This window comes from Sinorhizobium fredii USDA 257 (assembly GCF_000265205.3).
Taxonomy (GTDB): domain Bacteria; phylum Pseudomonadota; class Alphaproteobacteria; order Rhizobiales; family Rhizobiaceae; genus Sinorhizobium; species Sinorhizobium fredii_B.
The window spans coordinates 2,402,653-2,428,197 of record NC_018000.1 but is presented as its reverse complement, the minus strand read 5'-3'; the positions used below and the strand labels follow the sequence as shown (position 1 = coordinate 2,428,197).

Here is a 25,545-nt window from a genome sequence, read left to right as displayed (position 1 = left end):
GTGATGAGACCATGTGCATTCGTGATGACAAGGTCGCAGACTGCGCGGCAGGCGCCTCTCGGGCGAATAGGTTCGCTATGCGGCTGGTCGCCCGTCGCGGATCATCGCGAAATAATCGTCCAGGCCGACCTGGCCGCCTTTCAGCGCCACCTGCATGCCGTCGATCAGCGGGTCGGCGCTATGGGCGGTGCAAAGCGGCGATCCCGGCGATTGCGGCAGCGGCAGCCGCAAGGTCAGCGCGTCGACGGAAAGCTGGCTCAGTGCGTGGCTCGACGTGTCGCCGCCGGCGATGACGGCGCGGCGAAGGCCGGCCCTTTTCACCAGCTCAGTGAGCAGCAAGCCGAGCCGCTCGCCTATCCGGTGCCGGGACCCGTCCTCCAGGCGGATCGCATTGCCGCGGTCGCTCGAAGGGCCAAGCGCCGTATAGAGGATGACGCTCCGCCCCTCCGCAAGAACCGCAAGGCCCCGCGCAATCGCATTCTCGAGCGCGGCACCGCCCTCCGCGGCGGCAAGCGCGACCGGATCGACCCCGATCCCCTCGAAACCGTTTTGGAGGGCGTGGCGGATTTGCCGTTCGGTGGTCGGCGAGACGCTGCCGGAAACGACGGCGATCCGCTCGACCGGTCCGGGCGCCGTAAAGGCGGGCGCTTCGCCGAGCAGGCCAAGCCGGCGCCATTCGCGCACGAGCGCATATTCGAGGCCGGAGGAACCACAGGCAAACTGGCCGCCGGACATACGCTTGCGCCAAAGCTGCCGACCGACGGCGGCCTGGCTCTCCGCCCCCGCGACGTCGAGGAGAACGATGTCGCTTCCCTCGGCGAAGGCGAAATCGGTGACCGCGTCGGCTTCACCCGAGGCGAGTTGGGCGATATCGACCAGCCCCGTCTTCAACGACGTCTGCCGCGACAGGTGCAGGCGGACGTCTGCCTCGTCCATCGGCGTCACCGGATGCCGGCTCATCACCGGATGGCGGTCGATCCGGTAGGTCTCGCCGCGACAGGCGGCGAAGAGATTGCCGAAGGCCGTGTAACGGCGAATTTGCGGCGCGCCGAGCACCAGCGGCACCGGCGCCTTGCCGAACACCTCCCGACCGATCTCGATCGCCTTGCCGATATTGCCGACCGTCGGGCTCGAATCGAAGGTCGAACAGACCTTGTAATGGGCGATCTCAGCCCCCAACGATTTCAGCCAGACAAAGGCAGCGGGGAGATGTTCCGCCATCCAGTCCAGTGTCTGGCTACGGCTCGTGCCGGCAAGACCGAAGGCGCGGCAATGGGCGAAGCGTTCAAGCAGCGCCGCCTCCGGAATTTTGAGAAAAAGGGCCGTTTCGACGCCGTGCGAGAAGAGCGCCTCCATGACGTCGGTGGAGCCGGTGAGGTCGTCGCCGTAGTAACTCAGCAATGGTGTCTGCATGCGCGGCCTTCCATGGCTCAACTTGAGTGGGTCAGGTGCCCTTGCCGTCGGCGAATTTCACCAGGGACTGGGCGAGTTCCGGATGATCCTTGGCATAATCGGCAAGCGGAATACCGGCGACCGCCGCCTCCCAGGCATGACGAACCGCCCTGACCCCGGCGCCAGCGCCGCCCGGATGGCTGACGATGCCGCCGCCGCAGAGATAAAGCAGATCGGTCGAGCCGCCGGTGCGGGCATAGGTCTCGGGCGCCTGCCCGCCCCATTGGCCGGAGCCGACCACAGGCAGCGGACAATCGCGTTCGGAAAGGAGCGGCGTGCTGACCGCCTTGAAGGATTTCACGAAGCTCTCGTCCGGTTCCCAATATTTGACGCGGATGCCGTTGATCTGGAACTGGTCCACGCCGATCAGCCGCCAGAACTGCTGCCAGACGGAGAATTCCATTCCGAGACCGCCGTGGCGGGTCAGGATATCCCAGCCGTTTCGGTGCGCGTGGAGCACGATCCCCGAGCGCTTGCGTAGGAAGCCAAGACCCCCCATTCCGATCGAATTGATGTTGACGACCCCCGCATTGCCACCCGCCTGAACGACGTGATCGTGGTTGCGCATCATCTCGTCGGGGTCCGTATGGGAGATGCCGAAGGCATACATCACCTTCTTGCCGGTCTTCTGCTCGTGGTTGAGGATCCTCGGCATGATCGCGGCGATGCGCTCCTTCAGCGGCGAATAGACCGGGCTCATCAGCTTCTCGTCGTCCTTGATGAAATCGACGCCGGAGGAGAGCAGTTCACCCACCAGTTCACCCGTCTCCTCCGGCCTCAAGCCCAAGGCGGGCTTGACGATTGTGCCAATGATCGGGCCCTCTTCGACACCGGTCAGCCGGCGGCTCCCGGCGACGCCGAACTGCGGCCCGGGATGGGCGGCGCAAAATTCCGGCGGCAACTTCATGTCGACCACCCGAACGCCCGTCATCCCCTTGACCGAATAGACCCCTCCGATGGCGATCGTCATCAGCGCGGCGAGATCCGTGCCGACCGCATCGAGCGGAAATTCGATATCAGCGTCGGCCCGGTTGAAGCGTTTCGCCTCGCCCGCCTCCTCCGGCCAGGAGGGGCGGTCGGTCGGCTCCAGATTTCTTATTGCGACGACCCGGGCCGCGACGCGCGCCTTCAATTCCTCGGTTTCGCCGGGGACCGGCACAAAGGTTCCGGTCGACTGATCGCTGGCGATCTTGGCCGCCAGCGCCACAACGTCGCCCGGGGTCTCGATGCGGTAGGTGATGCGGATCACGGCACTTCGCTCTTCGTGAAATAAGTAGCCTCGCTCGCCTCAACTGGTATAATGAGTACCTGAGTTACGCAAGAGAAATCACGTGAGTCAGCCGGCAAGGGTGAGATTTCCTCGCCACAGAAAACGTGCATAAAGAAGGATAAGCGACAATAGCGGTGGAGTTCACATGGCGATTCAATCCGAACCGATCGTTCGCAGAAAGCTCTCTGACGAGGTCTTCGCCCGGCTGAAGGCGCTGATCGAGACCGGCGAGTTGCAGCCTGGCGACGAGATGCCATCGGAACGGATGCTGATGGAGCGTTTCCAGGTCGGCCGCCCCGCCATCCGTGAAGCGATGCAGGCGCTCGCCAATATGGGACTGATCGAGATTTCGCACGGCGAGCGTGCCAAGGTGCTGCAGCCGACGGCGCAATCGCTGCTGAAACAAATGGACGTCGCCGCCAAGATCATGCTTTCGGCGTCTTCGGATTCGCTTGAACACCTGAAAAACGCGCGCATTTTCTTCGAACGCGGCATGGTGCGCGAGGCGGCAAGCCGAGGATCGCCCGCCGACGTCGCCGCGCTCGAGGAGACCTTGAAGCGGCAGCGTGCCGCGCTCGGCGATTCCGACGCCTTCATTGCCGCCGACATGGCGTTTCATGGCCGTATCGCGCAGATTTCCGGCAATCCGATCTTCAGTGCCGTGAGCGAAGCCATGCTCGGCTGGCTCAAGGAATATCACACGGAAATGCTGATCTGGACCGGCAAGGAAAACGTGACGCTCTCGGAACACGCCGAAATCATCGACTGCATCCGGCGCGGCAATCCCGATGAAGCCGAACAGGCGATGATCAAGCATCTCGAGCGCTCGCGAGCGCTCTATGCGCCCAAAGGCAAGGTCGAGAGCCAGAGCGCGTAGCGAACGAGGCGGCCCTCGCCCCCTCACCAGCACAAGATCAAGGGATGTCGATACGGACGACCGCATAGGCGGAGAGCACGAATTTTTCGCCCTTGTGCGCCCTCGCCTCCGGCGTTTTCCCGCCCGCCCGAAGCCATGCCTCGTCGAGTTCCGTGAGCCGGCACCCGTCCGCTCCGCCTTCGGTGAGCACCAACTCCTGAGGCTCGGACGTCAGGTTGGCGAACAGGAGCGTCGCGCGGCCGCTTGCCGTGCCGAGTCCGACGACCCGATCGGGCGCGGGTGTGTCGACGGCGATGCGCCTGCCGCCCGAAAGCTCAGCAAGCCAACGCAGGACATGGAACAACGGCCGTGGATGGCCCTCTTTGACCGGTTCGCCCGGTCCGGCCACTAGCCCGAATTGGCCGGCGAGCGTCGAAAGCGTCAACACCTCTGGCTGCGCTTCCACGACCGTCGCCGCATAGGCAAGCGTCCAGGCGGCACCGAAGAGCGCATTGTGGCGCGGATCGCGGTTCGCCATCGCGATGCGCTTGCCGAGCGGATTGTCCTTCGTCCGGCTCCCATAGGGATTCTGGCGCATGGCGATGGTCGAGGGACCGATGCGATAGGGCTTGTCGCCATAGATCGCCCGGACGGACCGCGTCACGTACCGCAGCGCCTCGAAGGTCTGCATGACACTCAGGTCGTCGGCGGCGTGGACGATCGGGTTGGTGCAATGAGTCACATAGGAAAGCCGATCGGCCGGCGCGCGCTTGCGGTTGAGCTCGGTGAAATAGCTGAACATCCCGCCGCCAAGCGGTACACCCGGAAAAGCTCCTTGCGCGGCGGCATAGACATCTTCGAGCGGTGGGCATGCCGGCCAGACGCTGCCCGGCGGCGTCGAATGGCGATCGACCGATGGGGAAACGGCGAGACTTGCGAGCTTCAGGCCGCTGGCGCGCACCATCCGGGCGATGTCGCTCAGTTCCTCATCCACCGGGCGCCGGCACGGCACGAAGCATTCGAGCGTCACTGCCGCGCCGGAGGCATCGGCCATTTGCCGGAAGTGCCTCAACGCTGCTGCGCCATGGCCGGCATCGGGATCGAAGTGGCAGATCAAATGGCCGGCACCTAGCTCGCGGATCAGACCTGCGTCGAGCAGTTCGTCGCTTACCTCGTCGGGTCTCAACCCGATGCCGATTGCCGACAGTGTTCCTTGATCGCGCCTCAGTGAAACTTCGATCCGGCTTGGCGTTTGCTCGACCTTCGGGGTAGCCGCGCCGATCTGCCGGATCGACAGCCGAATGGCCTGATGAACCGTATCCCCGGCTTTCAGCACATAGGGCCAGGGCAGCGCCAGCGGCCTCACATAGGTCTTGTAGGAGCCGTCGGTCCAGTTCCGCTGGTCCTCCATCTCGAATACGTCGCCCGCCATGCGGCACTCGGCCTCGACCCCGGGCATGATCTCATGGGTGATCGCGGCGATATCCTTGAAGGGCTGCCAGGGCTCGATCAGATCGGGAAAAAACCGATCGCTCGATCGATCCGTCTCCATGCTCGACTGTGATTGGCCGGCCGGCCACACCGACGATCGGATGCAGAATTGCAAAGCCGGCGCGCGCCGTTTCGAAATCGCGATCGGGCGTAAAGCGCGCATCGAAGTTGAGAGTGTCGGGGAAGACTTCGATCGTCGCCCGGCAACCGAGGATTGCTCCGTCGGGCGCCTGGAAACGGGCGTTGTATCGGACAATAGCCGCCGCCTCTTCCTCTTCGATCGCCAAGTCGCCGACCACGGCCTCGCATGTTCCCCAATCACGGTCGCGTACGAGAAAGGAAATCGCCCGCAGCACCTCTTTGCCGGAAAAGCGGATCGTGCGCAGATTGCCGCCGACAAGCTCGGCGCTGAAGCGACCTGCTTCGAGTCGGCGCGCTTCCGGCTCCTGCTCTTCGGTGCCGAAGAGGAGAAAGGCGCGCGAGGCCGTCATTGGAGGAAGTCCTCGACCGGCACGGTTTTGCCCTTGGCGGCGCTGCGATAGGATGCCTCTACCAATGCGAACGTCTTGAGATTGTCCCTGCCGGAGGTGTCCGGCTCGCGGCCGGTGCGCAGACAGTCGACCCAGTGCTGCTGGATGAGGCTGACGCTCTCCTGAATGTTGTGCCAGGGGGCCGATGCCCAGGGAAGAAGACGCGGCGCGACATCCGTCATCTCCGTGCCGTCCCGCGAGTGGACGTGAAGGCGGTAGCCCTGCGAGAGCCGCAGCGTGCCCTTGCTTCCGTCCACCTCCAGCAAGGTTTCGGGGAAGGGCTCGACCGGCAATTTGGTGGCGTAGCTGCAATCGACAAGCGAGGTGATCCCGGCCCGATGGTCGAGCATCATGGTCGCAACGTCCTCGCCGACGATATGCGGGTTGACCCGGCGCGTGCGGGCGGTCACCGACGTCGCATCGCCGAAGAGATAACGCGCGACATCGAGCGCGTGGATGCCGAGATCCTCGATGATGAAGCGCTTGCCGGTCGCCAGATACGGCTGGCCGGAAAAGACGTCATAGGCCGACCGGAAGCTCACGCGGCCCCAGAACACCTCGCCGATCGCGCCGTTGTCGATCGCGGCCTTTGCGGCCCGGATCGGCGATTGCCAGCGGAAATTCTCGTGCACCATCAGCGGTACGCCCGCCGCGGCGCAGGCGGCGACCATCGCCTTGGCGTCCTCCATCGTCGGCGCAATCGGCTTTTGACAGATCGTCGGAATGCCATGCCGCGCGGCCATCTCCACGAGCGGGCGGTGGCTTCTGACGGTCGTCGCAATATCGACGAAGTCGAAGCCGCCATCGGCAAACAGATCCTCGGCCGAGGTGTAGCGTCGCGTGATGCCGAACTCGTCGCCAATTGCCCGAAGCCTTGCGGGATCGCGGTCGCAGATTGCGACGATGCGCGCCCCCTCGGCGTCGCGCCAACCATGCATCTGGTTGACCGCGAAAAAACCGCAACCAATCAGCGCACCCTTCAGAACTGCCATTACTCAACCCTTCTTTGCGAGTTGCATCAGCGTCACCTGCTGCTGCAGCCGGCGTTGCGCCTGGTCGACGACGACCGCAACGATGATCACGATGCCCTTGATGACCATCTGCCAGAACGACGAAATCCCCATCATGACAAGACCGTCGGAAAGTATGCCGATGACGAAGGCGCCGATGATGGTGCCGCCGATCGTGCCCCGGCCGCCGGACATCGACGTGCCCCCGAGCACGGCGGCGGCGATGGCGTTTAGCTCGAAGGAGTTGCCGGTCGCCGGGTGCGAGGCCATCAGTTCCGACGAGATGACCAGGCCGACGATCGCCGCGCAGAAGCCGGAGAACATGTAGACGAACATCTTCACCCGATCGACGCGGATGCCGGACATGCGGGCGGCCCGCTCATTGCCGCCGACCGCGAAGATATGGCGGCCGATCGGCGTGCATTTCGCCACATAGGCGGCGGCAAGCGCCACGACGATGAGGATCCAGATCGACACCGGCAGGCCGAGCAGCCGGCCGGAGCCGAGGAAGGCGAAGCCGGTCGTCGACAGTTCCGGCTTGCCGACGAGGTTCGGGAAGGTCTGGCCGTCCGACGACAGCAGCGCGAAACCGCGCGCGACATAAAGCGTGCCGAGCGTCGCGATGAACGGCGCGACATTCAGCTTGGTGATCAGCAGGCCGTTGATCGCACCGATCACGATGCCGACCGCCAGCGTGATGAGACACACCTCGAAGACATTGAAATAGATCGTGTAGCCGAACTGCAAATCGATGCCGTTCAGGATCAGGCCGCCCGCCACCATGCCGCAGAGCCCGACGATCGAGCCGACGGAGAGGTCGATGCCGCCGGTGATGATCACGAAGGTCATGCCCATGGCGAGGAAGGCGTTGAGCGCCACGTGCTTCGACATCAGGATGAGGTTCGCGGTCGAAAGGAAGTTCGGCGCGAAGACCGAGAAGAAGGCGATCACCGCGAAGAGCGCGATGAACGTCCTGAGCTTCATCAGGGTCAGCAGGAGAGAGCCGTTCGGGGCATCCGCGGCGTTGGTGGTCGTCGTTGCCGTCGTCATCAGGCGTGTTCCCTTGTCGTCTTGTGGCCTTCGGCCGAAGCCTTCACGATCATCTCTTCCGTCGCCTCGGCGCGGTCGATGACGGTGACGAGCCGTCCATTGCTCATGACGGCAATGCGGTCGGAGAGCGCCATCACCTCTTCGAGGTCGGAAGTGGAAAACAGGATCGCCAGCCCCTCGCCGGCGAGCTGCCGCATGGTGCGGAAGACATCGGCCTTGGCGCCGACGTCAATGCCGCGGCTCGGCTCGTCCATCAACAACACCTTCGGCCTGGTCATCAGCGCCTTGCCAATGACGACCTTCTGCTGGTTGCCGCCCGACATCGAAGTGACCTCGAAATCCGGATTCGGCGCCTTGATGGAGAGGTCGCGGATCGCCGCCTTTATCGCCTCCTGCTCTTTCTCGCCGACAATATGGAAACCGAAGCGCAGAAAGCGCTCGAGGCTCGCCAGCGTCAGGTTGCCGGCAATCGAGAGCGCCTGCACCAGCCCTTCGCGCTGGCGATCCTCCGGGATCATCGCCAGGCCTTGCTGGATCCGCTCGGAGGTATCGCAAGCGGAAACCTCGACGCCGCCGACATGGACGCGCCCGGTCGAATGGCGGTGCTGGCCGATGACGCACTCGAAGAACTCGCTTCGCCCGGCACCCATCAGCCCGTAAATACCGAGGACTTCGCCGGCGCGCAGCGAGATTGACACGTGGTCGACGGCAAGCCCGCCGGTGCGCCGCGGCAGGCAGATGTCTTCGGCGCGGAAAGCCTCTTCACCGAGGCGATGATCGATCGACTTGGCGAAATCCTTCGCATCCGAACCGATCATCGAACGGACGATCCACCTGGTATCGATGTCCCTGACCAATGCGTGGCCGGTGATCTGACCGTCGCGGAGCACCGTGATGTAGTCGCCGATCCTCATCAGCTCTTCGAGGCGGTGTGAGATATAGACGATCGTCACTCCTTGCGCCTTCAATTCGCGAATGACCCTGAAGAGCACGTCGACTTCCGCCGCCGAAAGCGCCGAGGTCGGTTCGTCGAGAATGAGGATGCGGGTATTAAGCGAGATCGCCTTGGCGATTTCGACCAATTGCTGCTGGCCGATCGGCAGATCCTCGACGAGGGTCTCGGCGTCGATACCGGCATCCAGTCTGTCGAGAAAATGGTTGGCCTTGTCGATCTGGGCGCGATGATCGATGCCGCGCAGGCCGCGGGTCACTTCACGTGTCGCGAAGATATTTTCGGCAACGGATAGGTTGCCGAAGAGATTGAGCTCCTGGAAGACCATGCCGATCCCGTAGCGCTGGGCATCGGCCGGCGAGTGGAAGTTGACCTCCTTGCCATCGAGCAGAATGCGACCGAGCGAGGGCTTTTCGACGCCGGCGATGATGCGCATCAGCGTCGACTTTCCGGCGCCATTCTCGCCGACAAGCACGTTTACGGCACCGCGCCGCAGCGTCAGGTTGGCGTGGCGCACGGCGACGATCCCGGAATAGACCTTGGTGACGTCCTCAAGGCGCAGCACGCAATCGTCGTTCTCAGGCGGCCACATGGTCATCCACCCACCGTCAACTGCGCCGGCGCGAAGACCGGCAACTGCCCCTTGGCGGGCGCGGGATAGGCCCCGACCGCATCCAGCTTCTTGCCGACGAGTTGGTCGCGCGAGAGCTTTTCGAGCACCAGGCCGTTCACATGGGTATTGAAGGCCTTGCCGTATTGTGCCCACTCAATCTGGTTCTTGAACTCGTTGAAGTTCACGAAGTCGAGGCTGTCGCGGATCGCCGTGCCGCGGATCGCCGGACCGATCTGGACGCGCGCATCCGCCTTGCCGTCGCTGTCGGCATCGACGTCTACATAGGCCGAGCGCGACTTCGTCTCCGCCTTGACGATGGTGCCGGAAAGGCGCGCGGCGAAGGTCCAGGGCGCACTGCCCTGCTTCTCCTTGTGCCCATATTTTGCGCCGGCCGCTTCCAGATTGCTTGCGGCGAGCGAGGCAACCTCGGAGAACGGTCCCGCCTTCCTGTCGAGATAGGGCACGACCTTGCTGTCCCAAATCTCCGCGACCATCCGATCCGGATCGAAGCCACCGGTGGCGGATTGCGCCGCCTCCTCCGCCGTTGGCGTCTTGATGAACTTGCAGCCGGCGAGCGCCAGCACTACCGCAAGGACGATGACGGACGCGCCCCTCGTAATTGGCATCGAGACCTACTCCATAGGGAATGCAGGCGCGCGAGGCTGCTGCCGTCGCGCGCCAAACGGCGATCAGTTGGTGAGTGCGAATGTCTCGAGCTGGTCGGCGTTTTCGCTGTTGATCAGCACGCAATCCATGAGCTGCTTTTCTTCCGCCGGCTTCTTGCCGGTGGTGATGTACTCATGCGCCTGCTGGACCGCCATCTGCGCTTGGGCATAGGCCGGCTGAAGCACGGTCGCCTTGATGCCGCCGGACTTGATCGAGTCGCGCACGTCGTTGGAACCGTCGAAGCCGACGACGATGATGTCCTTGCGGCCGGCGGCCTGCAGCGCGGCGATCGCGCCCATTGCCATCGTGTCGTTGCCGGAGATGACGCCCTTGATGTCGGGATTGGCCTGCAGGATGGTTTCCATCTTGCTGTAGCCCTCGGTCTGGCTCCAGTTCGCCGACTGCTGCGCCACCATCTTCATCTCCGGATATTCGTCGATGACGTCGTGATAGCCCTTGGAGCGGATGCCGGCGTTGAGATCGGCTTCGCGGCCGAGCAGTTCGACATAGTTGCCGGACTCGCCCATCAGTCGGACGAATTCCTCGGCGCCGAGTTGGGCACCCTGGTAGTTGTTGGAGACGATCTGCGAGACGGCGACGCCGGTGGCGTTGATTTCCCGGTCGATCAGGAAGGACGGCACGCCGGCGTCCTTCGCCTTCTGCACGGCGGCGATCGAGGCTTCCGAGCCGGCATTGTCGAGGATGATGGCCTTGGCGCCGCGGCCGATCGCGGTGTCGACCAGTTGCGACTGCTTGTTGGCGTCGTCGTCATGCACGAGGACGAGCGTCTCGTAGCCGAGTTCCTTGGCCTTCGCCTCGGCCCCGACCGCCTCGGCCTTGAAGAACGGGTTGTCATGCGACGGCGTGATGATCGCAATCAGGTCCGCCGCGTAAGCGGGAATAGCGGAGCCCGCCGCCAGGAATGCGGCAAAGGCGGCCACGGTCATTCTGCGTGTTAGTTTCATCGGTTCTCTCCTCCCAGGTTGAAAAATGACCGGAGCCGCCCCATGGCCCCGGTGTCTCACGCGATCAGGTGATGCGTCGGATGCTGTCGGCGATCTCCTGCGGCTCGAAGACGCGCTTCCAGTCGTCGCGCATCAGCATCGGCTTGCCGAACTCGATCGCCTTGTTGCAGGCATCCGAGAAGACGCCCTCGACCTCTTCGAAGATCACGGCGCCGAGCACGTTCATGTGGCCGAGCAGGAAGTCGCGGGCCGCCTCTTTCGGCACGCCGCGGGCGACGCATTCGTCCATGGCCTCGCGCATGACGACGAGCAGCGATGCGCAGACCGTCTCCGACAGGCCGGGCTCGAGCAAGGCCATCTGCTCGACGGTGACCCGATGCGAACGCATGACCGGCGCCCAGATGATCTTGGCGATCTCCTCGCCTTTGGCGTAGTCCGCCTCCGGCCCCTGCATCAGCGCGGAGACGATGTGCTGCTTGGCGGCGACGCCGCCGAAATGATCCTTGCGCGCGGCAAGCTCCGTCTCGTCGTTGAAGATCGGCGGATGGCAGGGATGCGTGACGAAATAGGTCAGGTCGTCGCGCCGCGGCAGATGACCGGCAAAGGGTGCGGCGGCATCAAGGACGATCATCATCGTGCCTGGCCTCAGCTTGTCGACAATGCCGGCCGCTACCTTGCCGATCACCGTATCCGGCACCGCAAGGATGACGACCTCGGCCCCCTCGAGTGCGGTGTCGATCGAGACCGTCTCGAGCCCGAGTTCCTTTGCCAGCCGCGCTTTGCCTGTCTCGCTAACCTCGACGTGGCGAACGTCGAAGTGCGAGTGTTTGAGGTTCTTGGCGAGCCGGCAGCCCATCTTTCCACCGGCGCCCAATAGGGCAATCGAAGTCATCTGCATCTCCCGCATGTCGATAACGGAAGCGATAGACGAACTGGTATGATGAGTCAATGAGTATATCAGCAACGGCATCCCTAGCGCCGCAGTTGCGATTTCTTGCCTAATCCTGCACGCTTCAAAAGAATGTGATAAACAGATGATTTGACATCTACCGGCGGAGCGGCGACAGCCATGCCCATGAGCGAGGCCAAGGCCATCATTGAGCGACAGCGCCTACGCGAGGAGACCGCGCCGCTTCGTGCGCGTATCCTTGACGAACTCGCGCAGCTGCAGTGGGACGGTCTGCGCTACAGCCACACCGTCCCGGAGCTTTCCCTTTACCGTGTCGTCGAGCCGGCCGGCCCTTTTTCCGCCGTCTATGAGCCTAGCCTGTCCTTGATCATCAAGGGGAGCAAACGCGTCCATGTCGGTAATCAGACGCTCGTCTACGACGACTCCTGCTTTTTCCTGACGGCCCTCGGACTGCCGGCGACCGGCCAGATCTGCGAGGCGAGCCTGGACGAGCCCTATGTGGCAGCTTCGCTCCGGCTCGATCTCGAGAGGCTGCGGCGGATCATCGCCGACCACGACCTGCATCCGACGGAGGCGCCCGAACGCGACCTCGTCGGCGTCGCCGTCGGCGCCGCGACACCCGCACTGTTCGACGCTTTTCTGAGACTGATTTCGCTTGCAAATGCGCCGGCCGACATACCGTTCCTGGCAAGTCACATTCACAATGAAATCCTCTATCGGCTGCTCACCGGCGAGCAGGGCGCGCGACTCAGACGCTTCGCGCTGGCCGGCACCAACAGCAACCGTGTCGCCCGAGCAATCGCATGGCTGAAAGAGAACTACACCCAGCCGCTGCGCGTCGAAGAACTGGCGGAGATCGCCAATATGGGGGTCTCGACGTTGCACCACCATTTCCGCGCCATGACCGCCATGAGCCCGCTGCAGTTCCAGAAGCACCTCCGCCTGCACCACGCACGGGAACTGATGCTGTCGCAATCGCTCGACGCGGCGACGGCGGCGCTGCGCGTCGGCTATGAGAGCCCGACACAGTTCAGCCGCGAGTATCGCCGCGCTTTCGGCCACCCGCCGCTGCGCGACATCCGGGCAATCCTAAACTCCAGCGATTCCACCAAGCGCGATTCCGTCGGTTAGCGCAGACGCGTCTCAAACCGCGCCTATGATCACGATCCCGTCACCGCGACAGGAATAGGCAATTATCCGACAGGATCGAATCTACCGGGCCGGAAGCTTGTCTTCTAATCTGCCGCTGCAGCCTGGCGAATGGCTGCGGCGCGCGAGCGGTATTTTCCGAACATCCCGAGATCCGCGTCTCAACGCGAGGAGAACACCATGGCAATTGTGACTATCAACGGCGTCGAACATTCGGTCGATGCCGAGGCGGATATGCCGCTTCTTTGGGTGATCCGTGATCTGGTTGGATTAACCGGCACGAAGTTCGGCTGCGGCATGGCGCAATGCGGCGCCTGCACAGTCTATGTCGACGGTTCGGCGGTCCGATCCTGTCAGACCATGATCGGCGACATCGAAGGCGCGCAGATAACCACAATCGAGGGCCTGAAGGGCAAGGTCGCAGAAGCGGTGCAGGCCGTCTGGGCCGATCTCGACGTCCCGCAGTGCGGCTACTGCCAGTCGGGCCAGATCATGTCGGCGACAGAACTGCTGACGAGCAATCCGAAGCCCAACGACGAGGACATCGACGCTGCGATGTCGGGCAACCTCTGTCGGTGCGCCACCTATCATCGCATCCGTGCCGGCATTCACGAAGCCGCAAAGCGCCTGGAGGGCTGAACCATGCTACCAAAATTGATGCAATCGGTTACCCTCCCCGCCGCGCGGGTCGAGGCTTCGCGGCGGCAATTCCTGATCGGCGCGCTGGCGACCGGCACCGGCCTTGCCATCGGCTTCCGCCTCCTGTCTGCGTCGCCGGCGGCGGCGAGCGAGACGGCGACAACACACGGTTCACATGCCTTTTCCCCCTATCTCACGATCGATGGCGATGGAACGGTGACCGTCCTTTCCTCCCAGTTCGAAATGGGGCAAGGCTCCTATAACGGCATCGCCACGCTGGTGGCAGAGGAACTCGATGCCGACTGGTCGACGATCGACGTGAAGGGGGCTGCCGGCAATATCAAAGCCTACGGCAACATCGCCTTCGGCGGTACGATGCAGGGAACCGGAGGCTCGACCTCCATGGTGACCTCGTGGGAACGCTATCGCAAGGCGGGTGCCGCGGCCCGCGCCATGCTGGTTGCCGCCGCGGCCTCCGAGTGGGGTGTCGATTCGGCCGAAATCGCCGTCGAGAAGGGCGTTCTCTCCCATCCCTCCGGCAAGAACGGCGGTTTCGGCGTCTTCGCCGCCAAGGCGGCAACAATGCCGGTGCCCCCGGATGTGACGCTGAAGCAGCCGAGCGACTGGAAGCTCATCGGCAATTCCGAACTGAAGCGTTTCGACAGCGCCCGCAAGGCGAACGGGACGGAGCAATATACGATCGACGTCAAGCTTCCCGGCATGCTGACTGCGGTGATCATCCATCCGCCGCTTTTCGGCGCCAAGGTGAAGTCCTTCGATGCGGCGGCCGCGCGCGCCATTAAGGGCGTTGTCGACGTCGTTGAAACGCCGCGCGGTGTCGCCGTGGTCGGTGAAAACATGTGGGCGTCGATCAAGGGACGCGAAGCCGTCACCGTCGAATGGGACGAGGCAGGAGCGGAAAAGCGTGGAACGCAGCAGCTCATGTCCATGTACCGCGACCTCGTGAAGAAGCCCCCGGCGGCGGTCGCGCGTAAGGACGGCGACGCCGAGGCTGAATTCGCTAAGGCCGCGAAAGTCATCGAGGCGAGTTTCGAGTTCCCGTACCTGGCGCATGCGGCGATGGAACCGCTGAACGCGGTCGCGCGCATGAACGAAGACGGCACTCTGGAAATCTGGGGCGGGCACCAGTTCACGGACGTTTACCAGAAACTCGCTGGAGATGCGGCCGGAATCGCCCCTGAGAAGGTACGCCTGCATGTCATGAAGACCGGCGGCAGCTTTGGCCGGCGGGCGGTCTTCGACGGTGACGTCGTCGTCGAGGCGGTGCATGTGGCCAAGGCCATCGGTTTCCGTGCGCCGGTAAAGCTGCAATGGACCCGCGAGGACGACATGCGGGGGGGCCGCTATCGACCCGCCTATGTGCACAGCCTCAAGGCCGCCATCGACGACGGCGGAAAACTCGTGGCCTGGAACAATCACATCGTCGGCCAATCCATCGTGGCAAAGACGGCGTTCGAGGGTATGGTCAAGAACGGGGTCGACCCGACCTCCGTCGAGGGGGCAAGCAATCTGCCCTACACTATTCCCAACCAGACAGTCGGCCTGACGAGCACGGAGGTGGGCGTTCCCGTTCTATGGTGGCGCTCGGTCGGCTCGACGCACACCGCCTTCGCCGCAGAGACCTTCCTCGACGAAGTCGCCGAGGCGGCGGGACGCGATCCGGTCGAATTCCGTCTCTCCATGCTCGAGCCGGAGTCGCGTCACGCAACGGTTCTCAAGCTGGTGGCGGAAAAAGCCGGTTGGCAGAAGCCCTTGCCGGAAGGACGCTTCCGCGGCGTGGCCATCGCCGAGAGCTTCGGTTCCGTGGTCGCCGAGATCGCCGAGGTCTCGACCGACGGCAAAGGACAGATCAAGGTGGAACGCGTCGTCGCGGCGGTGGATTGCGGCCTGGCGATCAATCCGGATCAGGTCCGCGCCCAGGTCGAGGGCGGGATCGGCTTCGGGCTCAGCGCCATATTCGGCGAGGAAATCACTCTGACTGACGGCAAGGTCGACCAGGGCAATTTCGACCTGTATACGCCGCTGCGGATCGATGCGATGCCGGCAGTCGAGGTCCACATCGTCGCCTCCGCAAACCCGCCCTCCGGTATCGGCGAGCCCGGCGTGCCGCCGATCGGCCCTGCCGTTGCCAACGCCGCCTACAAGGCGCTCGGCAAGCGGATCCGCGTCATGCCTTTGGCAAAATCGCTGAACGCGTAAACCTGCCTGCCCGGCTGGCCAGACGGTCGGCCGGGCAAGCATGCTCGCGGCGTCAGGCAGCTTCGAATCTTTCCGGTCGGAAATTCGCGAGCATGGGGTGCTTCTCACCCGTGGCGATTTCGAAAGCCAGAAGCTCGCCGGCGATCAGGCCAAGCGTCGCTCCGCTATGGCTGAAGGCGACGAAATAGCCTGGGATCGCCATGAGTTCGCCGAAGACTGGCTCGCCATCGCCCGGAATCGGCTTGCGGCCGACGCCATAGCCTTCGAGTTCCAGCCTTGGATTGCCCTCAAGAACCCTGGAAGCCTCGGCGAGCAGACCCTCGAGCGTTTCGGCCCTCACCTCGTAGTTTCCCTCCGATGTCTCGACGACTTCCTCCTCGGACCAGGCGGCATCGAGAACGAAGCGCTGCTCGGGCGCCGGGCGGATCGCGACGCGCGGTGTATTGAGCACCGCCTTCAAGGGCAGTTCGACAGGTTTCGTCGTCACGAGCAGCGACACCGGCGTTGCATCGTCGATCCGCTGCCCGGCCTCCGCGACCATCTTCGGCACGGACGGCCCCGTTGCAAGAAGGACGACATCGCCGCGATAGAACGTTCCCGAGGACGTCGAAGCACCCAAGGCACGCCCGCCCTCTACGACCACGCTAGCGCGGCCGCTATCGGTGACCAGTGTGCCGCCGCGTTCGGCGAATTCGGCAAGCAGCACGCCGATCAGCTTCGGCAGGTCGACCCAGCCCTCGCCGGGGTTGAAAATCGCCCCCTGCCTGGTGATCGCTCTTGCATCCACGCCGGGGGTGATCTTTGCGACGGCGTCTGGCGCCAGATGGAGCGCATCATAGGCGAGCGAGACTTCGTGGCGATAAGCGGCCTCGATCTCGTTCGTCTCGTCGTCCGCATCCCAGGTGAGGCCACCGTCGAACGACAGCCAATCCGCATCCGGCTGACGGGCTTTGAGCGTCCGATAACGGTCGATACCGGCCATGCGCAGGCGGTGATAGGCCTGCGAACGCATGCGCGAGGAATTGAGCCAGGAGAGCGAACGGCCGGAGGCACCGTTTGCCGGGGGACCGTCATTGACGATGGTCACCTCTATTCCTCGACGCGCCAGTTGCAGGCCGGTGGATACGCCGAAGATGCCCGCGCCGATGATGACGACTTTCGATACTCTGTTCTTCTGCATGGGATTTTCTTCCAGGCCTATGACTCAAAGGGTGTTTCGGGCGACACGGCTAGAGGACTTCCGCCAGGAAGCGCTTCAGCCGTTCGCTTTGCGGGCGATCGAAGATCTGCTGCGGCGGGCCGGCTTCGATGACCTTGCCTTCGTCCATGAAGACGACTTGATCGGCGACGCGGCGGGCGAAGCCCATTTCGTGGGTGACGACGACCATCGTCATGCCCCGGCGGCCAAGATCGGCCATCAGGCTCAGGACGCCCTTCACCAGTTCCGGATCAAGCGCGCTCGTCACCTCGTCGAAGAGAATAACCTCCGGCTCCATCGCCAGGGCCCGCGCAATCGCGACGCGCTGCTGCTGCCCACCCGAAAGACTCCCCGGGCGGTGATGCTTGCGGCCGGCAAGCCCGACATCGTCGAGGCGCGCCATGGCTATCCGCCCGGCCTCCTCCTTCGGCATACCCTTGATCTTCACCAGCGACAGCATGACGTTTTCGAGTGCCGTGTGATCGGGAAAGAGGTTGAAGTGCTGGAAGACCATGCCGACCCGGCGGCGCAATTTCTCAGGTTTCATGGCAAGAATGCTCTCGCCGTCGAGACGAATGTCGCCACCTTTCGGCTCGACAAGGCGATTGAGGCAGCGAAGCAGCGTCGACTTGCCGGAACCGGATGGGCCGATGACGCAGGTAACGGTTCCAGGCTTGACTGTCAGATCGACGCCCTTCAGCACGTCGAGGTCGCCATAGGCCATGCTGAGCTTGCGTACCTCCAGGCTGCCGCCCTTGAAGACCGGCAGGGTTTCGTCCTTGGCCTTGCCTTCCGACTCCAGCTCGCTGACCTCGTCGAGGCCGCTGGTGACCCCGCCCGGGTGCTGCTTGCCGAGGCGCAGGCGGTTGTCGATCGCGTTGACGACATGGGTGAGTGGCACGGTGATGACCAGATAGAAGACACCGGCGAGCAGCAGCGGAGAGAGGTTGCCCGTGACCACGGCCTGATCCTGGCCGACACGGAAGATCTCCCGCTCCGAAGCAAGCAGGCCGAGGAAATAGACCAGGCTCGAATCCTTGACGTTGCCGATGAACTGGTTGACCAGCGCCGGCAGCACCCGGCGCACGCCCTGGGGCACGACGATCAGCCGCATGCCCTGGCCATAGCTCATGCTGAGCGCCCGGCAGGCCTCCATTTGCCCGCGCTCGACGCTCTGGATACCCGAGCGGAAGATCTCGCCGATATAGGCGCCGGCAATGAGGCTCAGCGCCAGGATGCCGAGCGGGTAGGGAGACGGCCCGAAGATGTCGCGACCGAGCCGCGCAAAACCCTGGCCGATCAAAAGGATGGTGACGATCGCGGGCAGGCCGCGGAAGATGTCTGTATAGACCCTTGCCGGGATGCGCAGCCACGGCGAGCGCGAGATCCCCATGATCGCCAGCACCATGCCGATGACGACGCCGAGCACCGTCGAGGCCGCCGCGAGAATAAGGGTGTTCTTCAGGCCGACGGCAATCATCGTCGGCAGCACTTCCGCCATTGCTTCCCAATCGAGGAAGCTGCGGCGGAGATTTTCAAGCCAATTCATGGAAATGTCCTTACCCCTTCAATCCGGGCGGCCCGGCCGCCTTATGGGCGACCGGGCGCGGATCACTAGTTCTTGGGAAGGTATTCGTCCGGCATCGGAGAGCCCGGGAACCACTTCTGGTAAAGCGTCTTCCAGGTTCCGTCCTGCATGGCCGCATGCAGTCCCTCGTTCAGCGCTTCGCGCAGGCCGTCATTGCCCTGGCGGATGACGAAGCCCGCGGGCGCATCGAAGCTCGGGATATTGACCGTCACCTTCAGGTTGTCGTAACGGCCGGTGTAGTCCTTGGCGGCTTCGTAATCGAGGAAGTGGGCGTCGATCGTCCCGTTGTTGAGAGCGACGACCGCCGAATTGTTGTCCGGGAACTTGACCAGATCCGTGCCGGCGAAGTTCTTTTGCGCGTAGATTTCCTGCAATGTTCCTTGCACGACGCCGAGGCGCTTGCCTTTCAGGCCCTCAGGCTTATTGATCGCCTCGTCGGCCGTGAGGATGGACAGATAGCCGGCAAGGTAGCCGTCGGAGAAATCAACCGTTTTCTTGCGCTGCTCGGTCGTCCCGATGGCGGCAACCGCCACATCGAAGCGTCCATTGGCGACGGATGGCATCAGCGCCGAAAATTCCTGGCCGGTGAAGACGACCTGATCCTTCTTGTAGCCGATGCGCTCGGCGACATTGAGGAAGAGCTCGATATCGAAACCGGTGAACTGGCCATCGGCGGTGGCGAACGTATAGGGCTTGGCGTCCCCCATGGTTCCGACGCTGATCACCTTGGGGTCGATGAGTCCCAGCTTGTTTTCCTCGGCGGTGGCGCCCGAAACGGCGGCACCGAGGACAGACAGCGCAAGCGCCACGAAAGAGGCGCGCGTTCGAGTGAGCAACGATGCTCCAGTCTTCATCATGTTCATCAATAGGTTCTCCGCTCTGGTGTTCCGTTATTGCTGCGCCGACGTGTCTTTCAGGCAGAGCAGTCGCGTGCGGACAGGAGGTCGGCACCGCCCGTCCGGCGAAATGCCTCTTCGGCATGCCGGTGCAGTTTATCCGATGAGACCGGTCTCTTTTGTGAATGAGACCGGTCTCTTTCGGACTTGATGATTGTTAGCTGCGCATTGACCACTCGTCAACATCTCTTGTAATGCTAATGCATGGATGAGCATCTCCCGCGAAAACCCTCTGTCACGGTGGCCGACGTCGCGCGCGCCGCAAACGTATCGAAAGCCACCGCTGCGCGCGTTCTCGGCGGCTATGGAACGGTCAGCGACGGCGTCCGGGAAAACGTCCTGCAGGCGGCGCGCAGGCTCGACTACAGGCCGAACGAGCTGGCACGCAGCATGACGACCGGCCGATCGGGGACGATCGGCGTCGTCGTCGGCGATATCGAGAACCCGTTCTTCAGTGCCGCGGTACGCGGCATCGCGGATATTGCCAAAACCGCCGGGTTCAACGTCATCCTCGCAAACTCCGGCGAGGACATCGAAGCCGAAAAAGCCGCGGTCAAAACCCTGCTCGCCAAACGCGTCGACGGTCTGATCGTCACGCCCTCGCGCGCTCGTGAGACGTCGCATCTCGAGGACGTGGTTCGATCCGGAAGGCCGCTGGCGCTTCTGGACCGCGCCATACCGGGCCTGTCGGTGGACGCGGTTACGGTCGACGACCGCGAAGCGGCAGAGGCGGCGACAGAGCTGTTGATTGGCCGGGGTCACCGCAAGATCGCCTATATCACCGCCTGCGATACGCCGGAGCACCGGTACGCTACCATCGAAGACATTCACACCGCCTCGGTTCGCCTGCGCATCGAAGGGTTCCTCGCTGCCTGCGAAAGGGCGCGGATCCTCGATCCCACCGGTTTGATCCGGCTCGGCGCCAACGGCCGCGCCGAAACCCGCAAACTTGCGCTCGAGCTTCTCGGCTCACACGAGCGGCCGACCGCGATACTGGCCTCCGACAGCCTCATCGCTCTGGAAGTGTTCAAGGTGATCCGCGAACTTTCCCTCGGGATCCCCGATGACGTGTCGCTGATCACCTTCCACGATGCGGATTGGACGAGCGTCACGACCCCGCCGATCACCGTCGTCGACCAGCCCGTCTATCGGCTTGGCGAAGCCGTGGCGAAGCTCCTGGTGGCGCGCATGAAGGGCGAGGCTGCGGAACCTCGGCACATTGTTCTGCCCACGACGCTGATTTCCCGCGCCTCCGTTTCGGAGGCGACAAGTTCCAACTGAGAACGGAAATGGGTGGCAAGTACCGCTCTGGCCGACGGGCATCTCCCAATTAAGCATCGCTTCGGGAGTGAGCAGGGGTGAGAAACCCCGACAAGCTCAGGCGCCTGCACTACTGCACGCTTCCTCAGATGGCAGCCAATTTAAGGATAAACATGGAGCAATTCAAAGTGCTACAGCAATCTTTGCGCGCCTGATAAGACGCGCGGCGCTGTAGAACACATTGAAGACGCCCGGTTTCGCTCGCGCCAGGAAGCCGGGCTGAGGGAGGTCACCCGGCGGAATTCCCGATTGAAGTTCGACTTCGTTTGAAAACCGGATTCGAACATCGCTGCGGTCACCGCATGTCGGTCTCCCGAAGGAGCCGGCAGGCTTCGGCAATTCGGAAATCGTTGATATAGTGAGAGACGTTCTTGCGCGCCAACCGGTTGACTGCACCGGATACCTGCCGGGCCGGCGCGCGCGCCAGCCGCGACGGGGTCAGGTTTTCGTCACGGGCCAGTTGCTGTTCGGCGAGCAGATGGTCGATTCGATCCAGGAATTCACGGTTTTTCGCCGCCAGCGACGAAGCCTGATCGATGTTCGGGGCGGCTGCCGGCAGCGGCCGCGCGCGGGCCGCGACGCTTGCGGTAAGGCCGAAGCTCGTCAAGAACGCCCTCGACTACACCGAAGACATGCGCAACGACCCTGCGGTCTATCTCGACGGGCGCGCGGTCGGTTGCATTACCTGCGCCTATGGCCCGCAGGCGGCCGGCACGACGCTGGTCGCGCTGCGCTCCATCGTCCATGCTCTGCGCGGCTGGCCGACCCCGCTCGGTGTCGGCATCAACAGCGCCTCCTGCCGTTTCTCGCCCGGCGAAGAACCGAGCGACGCCGCAATTGCCGATCAGTTGAAGATCCTGGCCACCCAGGTCATCCAGGGCGCCTTCGCGATGCGGGCCGGGCTGGCTGCGGCCTGGAAGCCGGGCCACCTGGTCTCGGTAGCGTGAGGCAAGGCCGCACGACTCCTGAAAGGCACGAGTTCATGACCATTGCAGTAAAGGCGAACCAGACCAGGGTCGCCGTTGTCCGCACACGCTGGCACGCCGACATCGTCGACCAGAGCGCAAACGCCTTCGTCGATGAATGGGAAGCCCTCGGCGGCCGGCGAACAGAAGTCGATCTCTTCGACGCACCGGGTGCACTGGAGATCCCCCTCCAAGCCCAAACGCTGGCGCGCACCGGCAAATATCAAGCGATACTCGGCTGCGCGTTTGTGGTCGATGGCGGCATTTGCCGCCACGATTTCGTTGCCAGAACCGTGCTCGACGGCATTATGCGCGTCCAGCTTGACACCGGCGTACCGGTTCTGTCGGCTGTATTGACGCCTCATAATTTCCAGGAGACGGAGGCGCACATCCGCTTTTTCAGGATCACTTGTGATCAAAGGGGGCGAAGCGGCCCAGGCCTGCCGGGCGATGGTCGCAGCCCGGGCCGATCTCCTTGCATCTCGGCCAAGACCGGACTTTCAACGCGGCATCCACCGTCGCGACCTCGCCGATCCCGCTTTCCGATAGAAACAGTCTTGACGGCGCGCCGATATCGATGACTATTGGCGTCCATTCACCAGGGGGGTCCCGGCAAGGGGCTGAGATACTGCTAGAGCGCGCAGTGACCCGTTGAACCTGATCCAGTTCATACTGGCGTAGGGACGGTGCAGACGCTTGATGCCAGGATTCCGTATTTCCCGCGATCCACCGGCGATACGTCTTTTCATCCTTCCGGCTTCAGAACTGGGTCTCCAACGCGAAAACTTTGGAGCCTCAAGATGAACGTTTTCAAGCCTCACCCCGCGACACCGGCGGTCACGCAGGGGCCGCTTCCGGCGTCCCGCAAGGTCTACAAGGCGGGAGAGATCCATGCCGATATCCGCGTGCCTATGCGCGAGATCGCGCTGCATCCGACATCCGGCGAGCCGCCGGTCACCGTCTATGATGCCTCCGGGCCCTACACGCTGGAGGACGCCGACATCCGCATCGATCAAGGCCTGCCACCCCTTCGCCGCGACTGGATCCTTGCTCGCGGCGATGTCGAAAGCTACGACGGACGCGCCATCAAGGCGGAGGACAACGGTTTTGCCACCGGCGAGCGGCTGACGCCGGAATTCCCCCTGCGCCACCAGCCGCTGAGAGCCAGGCCGGGGCAAGCGGTCACCCAGCTTGCCTATGCCCGGGCCGGCATCATCACGCCGGAGATGGAATTCATCGCCATCCGCGAGAACCTCGGCCGCAAGGCGGCGAAAGAGACGCTTCAGCGCGACGGCGAGAGCTTCGGCGCGGCGGTGCCCGATTTCGTCACTGCGGAATTCGTCCGCCAGGAAGTGGCGAGCGGGCGGGCGATCATTCCGGCCAATATCAACCATCCGGAATCCGAGCCGATGATCATCGGCCGGAACTTCCTGGTGAAGATCAATGCCAATATCGGCAATTCCGCCGTCACCTCGTCGATGGCCGAGGAAGTCGAGAAGATGGTCTGGGCGACGCGCTGGGGTGCTGACACGGTCATGGACCTTTCGACCGGCCGCAACATCCACAATATCCGTGATTGGATCATCCGCAATTCGCCGGTGCCGATCGGCACGGTGCCGCTCTACCAGGCGCTGGAGAAGGTAAACGGCATCGCCGAGGACCTGACCTGGGAAGTCTTCCGCGACACGCTGATCGAGCAGGCCGAACAGGGCGTCGACTATTTCACCATCCATGCCGGCGTGCGGCTGCATTACATTCCGCTGACCGTCAACCGCGTCACCGGCATCGTCTCGCGCGGCGGCTCGATCATGGCCAAGTGGTGCCTGCACCACCATCGCGAAAGCTTCCTCTACGAGCATTTCGACGAGATCTGCGACATCTGCCGTGCCTATGACGTCTCCTTCTCGCTCGGCGACGGGCTGCGCCCCGGCTCGATCGCCGACGCCAACGATGCGGCGCAGTTCGCGGAGCTCGAAACGCTCGGCGAACTGACGCAGATCGCCTGGGCGAAGGACTGCCAGGTGATGATCGAGGGCCCCGGCCACGTGCCGATGCACAAGATCAAGGAGAACATGGACAAGCAGCTTGAAGTCTGCGGCGAGGCGCCCTTCTACACGCTAGGGCCGCTGACGACCGACATCGCCCCTGGCTACGACCACATCACCTCCGGCATCGGCGCGGCGATGATCGGCTGGTTCGGCACCGCCATGCTCTGCTACGTCACGCCGAAGGAGCATCTGGGACTGCCGGACCGCAACGACGTCAAGGTGGGCGTCATCACCTACAAGATCGCCGCCCACGCCGCCGATCTCGCCAAGGGCCATCCGGCCGCTCGCATCCGCGACGACGCCCTGTCGCGCGCCCGCTTCGAGTTCCGCTGGGAGGACCAGTTCAACCTGTCGCTCGATCCGGAAACGGCCCGCAATTTCCACGACGAGACGCTTCCGAAGGAGGCGCACAAGGTCGCGCATTTCTGCTCGATGTGCGGCCCGAAATTCTGCTCGATGCGGATTTCCCACGACATCCGCGCCGAGGCGCAGAAGGATGGCCTGGAAGCGATGGCTGCGAAATACCGCGACGGCGGCGACCTCTACATGCCGCTCGACGGTGCCGGCCAACCCGCCGGAGAGTAGAATGCGCGTGCTGATCAAGGGGGCCGGCGTCGCCGGCCTTGCGGCCGCCCATGCGCTCGTCGCGCGCGGCGTGGAGATCGCCGTTTCGGAGCCCTCTCCGGGCGTCGCCGGCGCCGCCTCCTGGTATGCAGGCGGCATGCTGGCGCCTTGGTGCGAGCGGGAAAGCGCCGAGGAAGCGGTCCTCACGCGCGGCATCGGCGCAGTGGACTGGTGGGAAGCCGCCCTTCCCGCCGGTTCCGTGCATCGCGACGGCACGCTTATCGTGGCGCCGCCGCGCGACAGCGGCGAACTCAGGCGCTTCGCGTTACGGACCTCCGGTTTCCGCTGGCTCGCGGCGGAGGAAATCGCCGCGCTCGAGCCGGCGCTTGCCGGCCGTTTCCGCGAGGCGCTGTTCTTTCCGGAGGAGGCGCATCTCGACCCGCGCAATGCACTTTCGACACTCAGGGCGGACCTCGAAGCCCGCGGTGTCCCGTTCGGCGGCGATATCGACGAGAGCGACTTCGACCTGACCGTCGATTGCACCGGCGCCGCAAGGATCGGCGACGCTGCGGGACTGCGCGGCGTTCGCGGCGAAATGCTTTATCTGCATACGGATGAGGTCGCGCTCTCGCGTCCGGTGCGCATGCTGCATCCCCGCATCCCGCTGTATATCGTGCCGCGCGGCGACGGGCTCTTCATGTGCGGGGCGACGATGATCGAAAGTGATGACGCCGGTCCGATCACCGCCCGCTCGCTGATGGAGCTCTTGAACGCCGCCTATGCGCTGCATCCGGCCTTCGCCGAGGCGCGCCTCGTCGAGACCGGCACCGGTGTGCGCCCGGCTTTTGCCGACAACCTGCCGCGCGTCTCCCTGCAGAAGAACACCATCACCGTCAACGGGCTCTACCGTCACGGCTTCCTCCTGTCTCCGGCGCTGGCCGAGGAGGTCGCGACGCTGGTCGTTGGCGGACAATTGAAGAGAGGACATGCCCGATGAAGCTCATCGTCAATGGCGAGGAGCACGAACTCCAGGCGGCCACCCTGGCCGAACTGCTCGCTTTCCTCGAATACGACGGCGACTGGCTCGCCACGGCCGTCAATGGCGAGCTGGTGCACAGTGCCGATCGCCGAATCCATCTCCTGAAAGACAGCGACCGCATCGAGGTCCTGTCCCCCATGCAGGGAGGCTGAAC

At 63.7% G+C, this 25,545-nt stretch carries 21 protein-coding genes, 2 pseudogenes and 1 riboswitch; of the genes and pseudogenes, 10 read left to right on the top strand and 13 right to left on the bottom strand.

Features of this window, described 5'->3' with window-relative positions; translation table 11 throughout:
- Nucleotides 1-75 precede the first annotated feature (75 nt).
- A complete protein-coding gene (locus USDA257_RS11195; RefSeq protein WP_014763063.1) occupies nucleotides 76-1,413 on the bottom strand; it encodes a four-carbon acid sugar kinase family protein in 1,338 nt (445 codons plus the stop codon).
- A 31-nt stretch (nucleotides 1,414-1,444) separates the two neighbouring features.
- Nucleotides 1,445-2,701: a 3-oxo-isoapionate-4-phosphate decarboxylase OiaX gene (gene oiaX / locus USDA257_RS11190; protein ID WP_014763062.1), complete on the bottom strand. Its 1,257-nt coding sequence runs from the start codon at nucleotides 2,699-2,701 to the stop codon at nucleotides 1,445-1,447.
- A 166-nt stretch (nucleotides 2,702-2,867) separates the two neighbouring features.
- Here oiaX and USDA257_RS11185 point away from each other — a divergent pair, with 166 nt between their 5' ends.
- Nucleotides 2,868-3,599, top strand: a complete 732-nt coding sequence (locus USDA257_RS11185) for a transcriptional regulator NanR (RefSeq protein WP_014763061.1) — start codon at nucleotides 2,868-2,870, stop codon at nucleotides 3,597-3,599.
- Between the two features lie 37 nt (nucleotides 3,600-3,636).
- Here USDA257_RS11185 and apnL read toward each other — a convergent pair.
- The 7 genes and pseudogenes from apnL to USDA257_RS11150 all read right to left on the bottom strand — a co-directional run bounded on the left by apnL (nucleotide 3,637) and on the right by USDA257_RS11150 (nucleotide 11,747).
- Nucleotides 3,637-5,560: pseudogene (gene apnL, locus USDA257_RS11180) on the bottom strand (D-apionate lactonase).
- Nucleotides 5,557-6,591, bottom strand: a complete 1,035-nt coding sequence (locus USDA257_RS11175) for a Gfo/Idh/MocA family protein (RefSeq protein WP_014763059.1) — start codon at nucleotides 6,589-6,591, stop codon at nucleotides 5,557-5,559. The pseudogene apnL and the gene USDA257_RS11175 overlap by 4 nt, the downstream one beginning before the upstream one ends.
- 3 nt (nucleotides 6,592-6,594) lie before the next feature.
- Nucleotides 6,595-7,659: an ABC transporter permease gene (locus USDA257_RS11170; RefSeq protein ID WP_014763058.1), complete on the bottom strand. Its 1,065-nt coding sequence runs from the start codon at nucleotides 7,657-7,659 to the stop codon at nucleotides 6,595-6,597.
- Nucleotides 7,659-9,203 (bottom strand): sugar ABC transporter ATP-binding protein, encoded by a 1,545-nt coding sequence (locus USDA257_RS11165; RefSeq protein WP_014763057.1) that lies wholly within the window; start codon nucleotides 9,201-9,203, stop codon nucleotides 7,659-7,661. The genes USDA257_RS11170 and USDA257_RS11165 overlap by 1 nt, the downstream gene beginning before the upstream one ends.
- A 2-nt stretch (nucleotides 9,204-9,205) precedes the next feature.
- A complete protein-coding gene (locus USDA257_RS11160; RefSeq protein ID WP_014763056.1) occupies nucleotides 9,206-9,850 on the bottom strand; it encodes a DUF2291 family protein in 645 nt (214 codons plus the stop codon).
- Nucleotides 9,851-9,913: 63 nt separating this feature from the next.
- Entirely contained in the window at nucleotides 9,914-10,855 is a 942-nt protein-coding gene (locus USDA257_RS11155; RefSeq protein WP_014763055.1) for a D-ribose ABC transporter substrate-binding protein, read from the bottom strand.
- Between the two features lie 64 nt (nucleotides 10,856-10,919).
- A complete protein-coding gene (locus tag USDA257_RS11150) occupies nucleotides 10,920-11,747 on the bottom strand; it encodes a phosphogluconate dehydrogenase C-terminal domain-containing protein (RefSeq protein ID WP_041414094.1) in 828 nt (275 codons plus the stop codon).
- A 177-nt stretch (nucleotides 11,748-11,924) separates the two neighbouring features.
- Between USDA257_RS11150 and USDA257_RS11145 the strand changes: the two genes are divergently transcribed.
- From USDA257_RS11145 to USDA257_RS11135, 3 genes are all read left to right on the top strand, one after another.
- Entirely contained in the window at nucleotides 11,925-12,896 is a 972-nt protein-coding gene (locus USDA257_RS11145; protein ID WP_014763053.1) for an AraC family transcriptional regulator, read from the top strand.
- A gap of 198 nt (nucleotides 12,897-13,094) precedes the next feature.
- Nucleotides 13,095-13,553: a (2Fe-2S)-binding protein gene (locus tag USDA257_RS11140; RefSeq protein WP_014763052.1), complete on the top strand. Its 459-nt coding sequence runs from the start codon at nucleotides 13,095-13,097 to the stop codon at nucleotides 13,551-13,553.
- Nucleotides 13,554-13,556: 3 nt separating this feature from the next.
- Nucleotides 13,557-15,773 carry a xanthine dehydrogenase family protein molybdopterin-binding subunit gene (locus tag USDA257_RS11135; protein ID WP_014763051.1) on the top strand — a complete coding sequence of 739 codons (2,217 nt, stop codon included), beginning with the start codon at nucleotides 13,557-13,559 and terminating at the stop codon, nucleotides 15,771-15,773.
- A 52-nt stretch (nucleotides 15,774-15,825) separates the two neighbouring features.
- On the opposite strand, the gene USDA257_RS11130 is transcribed toward USDA257_RS11135, so the two are convergent.
- The 3 genes from USDA257_RS11130 to USDA257_RS11120 all read right to left on the bottom strand — a co-directional run bounded on the left by USDA257_RS11130 (nucleotide 15,826) and on the right by USDA257_RS11120 (nucleotide 19,422).
- A complete protein-coding gene (locus USDA257_RS11130; protein ID WP_014763050.1) occupies nucleotides 15,826-16,953 on the bottom strand; it encodes an NAD(P)/FAD-dependent oxidoreductase in 1,128 nt (375 codons plus the stop codon).
- Nucleotides 16,954-17,002: 49 nt separating this feature from the next.
- Nucleotides 17,003-18,520 carry an amino acid ABC transporter permease/ATP-binding protein gene (locus USDA257_RS38400; protein ID WP_014763049.1) on the bottom strand — a complete coding sequence of 506 codons (1,518 nt, stop codon included), beginning with the start codon at nucleotides 18,518-18,520 and terminating at the stop codon, nucleotides 17,003-17,005.
- 65 nt (nucleotides 18,521-18,585) lie between these two features.
- The gene (locus tag USDA257_RS11120) at nucleotides 18,586-19,422 is read right to left on the bottom strand and encodes an ABC transporter substrate-binding protein (protein WP_014763048.1); all 837 of its coding nucleotides are present in this window, start codon (nucleotides 19,420-19,422) and stop codon (nucleotides 18,586-18,588) included.
- 237 nt (nucleotides 19,423-19,659) lie between these two features.
- Between USDA257_RS11120 and USDA257_RS11115 the strand changes: the two genes are divergently transcribed.
- The gene (locus tag USDA257_RS11115) at nucleotides 19,660-20,736 is read left to right on the top strand and encodes a LacI family DNA-binding transcriptional regulator (RefSeq protein WP_014763047.1); all 1,077 of its coding nucleotides are present in this window, start codon (nucleotides 19,660-19,662) and stop codon (nucleotides 20,734-20,736) included.
- A 334-nt stretch (nucleotides 20,737-21,070) separates the two neighbouring features.
- Here USDA257_RS11115 and USDA257_RS38760 read toward each other — a convergent pair whose 3' ends face one another.
- Nucleotides 21,071-21,382 carry a hypothetical protein gene (locus USDA257_RS38760; RefSeq protein WP_370055864.1) on the bottom strand — a complete coding sequence of 104 codons (312 nt, stop codon included), beginning with the start codon at nucleotides 21,380-21,382 and terminating at the stop codon, nucleotides 21,071-21,073.
- A 25-nt stretch (nucleotides 21,383-21,407) separates the two neighbouring features.
- Between USDA257_RS38760 and USDA257_RS11105 the strand changes: the two genes are divergently transcribed.
- The 5 genes and pseudogenes from USDA257_RS11105 (at nucleotide 21,408) to thiS (ending at nucleotide 25,543) form a co-directional block, all read left to right on the top strand.
- Nucleotides 21,408-21,722 (top strand): hypothetical protein, encoded by a 315-nt coding sequence (locus USDA257_RS11105; protein ID WP_223843418.1) that lies wholly within the window; start codon nucleotides 21,408-21,410, stop codon nucleotides 21,720-21,722.
- A 35-nt stretch (nucleotides 21,723-21,757) separates the two neighbouring features.
- Nucleotides 21,758-22,289, top strand: a pseudogene (locus USDA257_RS11100) (6,7-dimethyl-8-ribityllumazine synthase).
- Between the two features lie 41 nt (nucleotides 22,290-22,330).
- Nucleotides 22,331-22,442: riboswitch (TPP riboswitch) on the top strand.
- Between the two features lie 98 nt (nucleotides 22,443-22,540).
- Nucleotides 22,541-24,373 (top strand): phosphomethylpyrimidine synthase ThiC, encoded by a 1,833-nt coding sequence (thiC, locus tag USDA257_RS11095; protein WP_014763044.1) that lies wholly within the window; start codon nucleotides 22,541-22,543, stop codon nucleotides 24,371-24,373.
- A 1-nt stretch (nucleotide 24,374) separates the two neighbouring features.
- A complete protein-coding gene (thiO, locus tag USDA257_RS11090; RefSeq protein WP_014763043.1) occupies nucleotides 24,375-25,349 on the top strand; it encodes a glycine oxidase ThiO in 975 nt (324 codons plus the stop codon).
- A complete protein-coding gene (thiS, locus tag USDA257_RS11085) occupies nucleotides 25,346-25,543 on the top strand; it encodes a sulfur carrier protein ThiS (protein WP_014763042.1) in 198 nt (65 codons plus the stop codon). Before thiO ends, thiS begins: the two co-directional genes overlap by 4 nt.
- Nucleotides 25,544-25,545 lie beyond the last annotated feature (2 nt).

Excerpts from the sequence above, each read along its gene's own strand:
- USDA257_RS11195 (WP_014763063.1), bottom strand. The coding sequence starts at position 1,413 with ATGCAGACACCATTGCTGAGTTACTACGGCGACGACCTCACCGGCTCC.
- USDA257_RS11185 (WP_014763061.1), top strand. The coding sequence starts at position 2,868 with ATGGCGATTCAATCCGAACCGATCGTTCGCAGAAAGCTCTCTGACGAG.
- USDA257_RS11175 (WP_014763059.1), bottom strand. The coding sequence starts at position 6,591 with ATGGCAGTTCTGAAGGGTGCGCTGATTGGTTGCGGTTTTTTCGCGGTC.
- USDA257_RS11170 (WP_014763058.1), bottom strand. The coding sequence starts at position 7,659 with ATGACGACGGCAACGACGACCACCAACGCCGCGGATGCCCCGAACGGC.
- USDA257_RS11165 (WP_014763057.1), bottom strand. The coding sequence starts at position 9,203 with ATGTGGCCGCCTGAGAACGACGATTGCGTGCTGCGCCTTGAGGACGTC.
- USDA257_RS11160 (WP_014763056.1), bottom strand. The coding sequence starts at position 9,850 with ATGCCAATTACGAGGGGCGCGTCCGTCATCGTCCTTGCGGTAGTGCTG.
- USDA257_RS11155 (WP_014763055.1), bottom strand. The coding sequence starts at position 10,855 with ATGAAACTAACACGCAGAATGACCGTGGCCGCCTTTGCCGCATTCCTG.
- USDA257_RS11150 (WP_041414094.1), bottom strand. The coding sequence starts at position 11,747 with ATGACTTCGATTGCCCTATTGGGCGCCGGTGGAAAGATGGGCTGCCGG.
- USDA257_RS11145 (WP_014763053.1), top strand. The coding sequence starts at position 11,925 with ATGCCCATGAGCGAGGCCAAGGCCATCATTGAGCGACAGCGCCTACGC.
- USDA257_RS11140 (WP_014763052.1), top strand. The coding sequence starts at position 13,095 with ATGGCAATTGTGACTATCAACGGCGTCGAACATTCGGTCGATGCCGAG.
- USDA257_RS11135 (WP_014763051.1), top strand. The coding sequence starts at position 13,557 with ATGCTACCAAAATTGATGCAATCGGTTACCCTCCCCGCCGCGCGGGTC.
- USDA257_RS11130 (WP_014763050.1), bottom strand. The coding sequence starts at position 16,953 with ATGCAGAAGAACAGAGTATCGAAAGTCGTCATCATCGGCGCGGGCATC.
- USDA257_RS38400 (WP_014763049.1), bottom strand. The coding sequence starts at position 18,520 with ATGAATTGGCTTGAAAATCTCCGCCGCAGCTTCCTCGATTGGGAAGCA.
- USDA257_RS11120 (WP_014763048.1), bottom strand. The coding sequence starts at position 19,422 with ATGAACATGATGAAGACTGGAGCATCGTTGCTCACTCGAACGCGCGCC.
- USDA257_RS11115 (WP_014763047.1), top strand. The coding sequence starts at position 19,660 with ATGGATGAGCATCTCCCGCGAAAACCCTCTGTCACGGTGGCCGACGTC.
- USDA257_RS11105 (WP_223843418.1), top strand. The coding sequence starts at position 21,408 with ATGCGCAACGACCCTGCGGTCTATCTCGACGGGCGCGCGGTCGGTTGC.
- thiC (WP_014763044.1), top strand. The coding sequence starts at position 22,541 with ATGAACGTTTTCAAGCCTCACCCCGCGACACCGGCGGTCACGCAGGGG.
- thiO (WP_014763043.1), top strand. The coding sequence starts at position 24,375 with ATGCGCGTGCTGATCAAGGGGGCCGGCGTCGCCGGCCTTGCGGCCGCC.
- thiS (WP_014763042.1), top strand. The coding sequence starts at position 25,346 with ATGAAGCTCATCGTCAATGGCGAGGAGCACGAACTCCAGGCGGCCACC.